This window comes from bacterium endosymbiont of Bathymodiolus sp. 5 South, assembly GCF_900128535.1.
GTDB lineage: Bacteria > Pseudomonadota > Gammaproteobacteria > PS1 > Pseudothioglobaceae > Thiodubiliella.
The window spans coordinates 1-1,325 of sequence record NZ_FQTR01000313.1 but is presented as its reverse complement, the minus strand read 5'-3'; the positions used below and the strand labels follow the sequence as shown (position 1 = coordinate 1,325).

General features: G+C 41.1%; 2 protein-coding genes. Both read right to left on the bottom strand.

Going from position 1 to position 1,325, the window contains the following annotated elements:
• Positions 1-427 (bottom strand): DUF2238 domain-containing protein (locus BBROOKSOX_RS11095; RefSeq protein ID WP_257607875.1); only part of this gene is annotated, 427 nt, incomplete at its 3' end.
• A gap of 1 nt (position 428) precedes the next feature.
• Positions 429-1,163 (bottom strand): 4-hydroxy-tetrahydrodipicolinate reductase, encoded by a 735-nt coding sequence (gene dapB / locus BBROOKSOX_RS11090; protein WP_139661879.1) that lies wholly within the window; start codon positions 1,161-1,163, stop codon positions 429-431.
• Positions 1,164-1,325: the final 162 nt, after the last annotated feature.

The following is a 1,325-nucleotide window of genomic DNA, read 5'->3' as shown; positions in this document are numbered from 1 at the left end:
CACCAAATAGCCATGCCATTAAACGATTGTTTACCCATTGTTTGCGCAAACTTATTTCCACTGCGGGATAGGCAAAAACACCGACTAAAAAATGTCCCAAGCGGTCAAAATTATTACGCCCCTCAGGCAAAATAAAATCCAGTCCCAGGGTTGACAATAAGCGATTACCCCAATCAAAAGGCACCAACTCAAAAGTAAAATGCCCGCCAACGGTGTGATAACATAAGAATAAAGTCATCAAAAAATAAGAAAAATTTGAAAATTTAAAACGACGATAAGTCAGCAGCAAAATACCAACTATTATCAAAACTGGGATATTCTCTGCCCACCAAACCGCCCTGTCATAAGGCTCAATTGCCAATACAATCAACAAAAACAAGTAAATTGCCAAGCAGATAATGGGGAATTTGTGAGTGATTTTCAACATACTAATTTAACCCCAAAACATCTTGCATTGAATACAACTCAGCAGGCTTACCTTGCAACCAATTCGCAGCACGCACCGCACCCTTAGCAAAAGTCATTCTTGATGAGGCCTTGTGAGTAATCTCTACCCGTTCACCATCCATAAAAAAACTCACTGTGTGTTCACCCACCACATCGCCACCACGGATAGTGGAAAAACCAATGGTTTGCCTGTCTCGTGGCTTTTCAATACCTTCGCGTCCATAAACGCCACATTTGGACAAATCTCTACCCAAAGTATTTGCCACCACTTCGCCCATCTTCAGCGCAGTGCCTGATGGTGCATCCACTTTATGGCGATGATGTGCCTCCACGATTTCAATATCGGAATCTTCGCCAATCACCTTAGCCGCCATCTCTAATAATTTAAACGACAAATTCACACCAACACTCATATTGGGTGCAAACACCACTGGCATTTTTTGAGCAGCATTGTTAATGATGGACAAACCCGCATCATCAAAACCTGTGGTGCCAATAACCATGGCTTTATTTGCAGACAAACAAGTGGCAAGATAATCAAGCGTGGCTTCTGGACGGGTAAAATCAATCAGCACCTCAAATTGATCTAACACCGCACTCAAATCATCACCCTTATCCAATTCAACACCCAACACCACGCCATCAGTTTGCTCAATTGCCTCAATCAGGGTTTGCCCCATACGCCCTGATGCACCAGTAACTGCTATTTTTATCATAGGATTTTTATTTTAATGAGACTTTTGCATAAATATGAATGATTAGCAAAATGACAAGTTTTGCCGACTTGGTGATTTTATGAAATATAGTCATAGCAAAGCTATGGCTGTGTTTCATAAAATTGTCAAGTTGGTGAAAAATGGCGTTTTGATGATTATTCA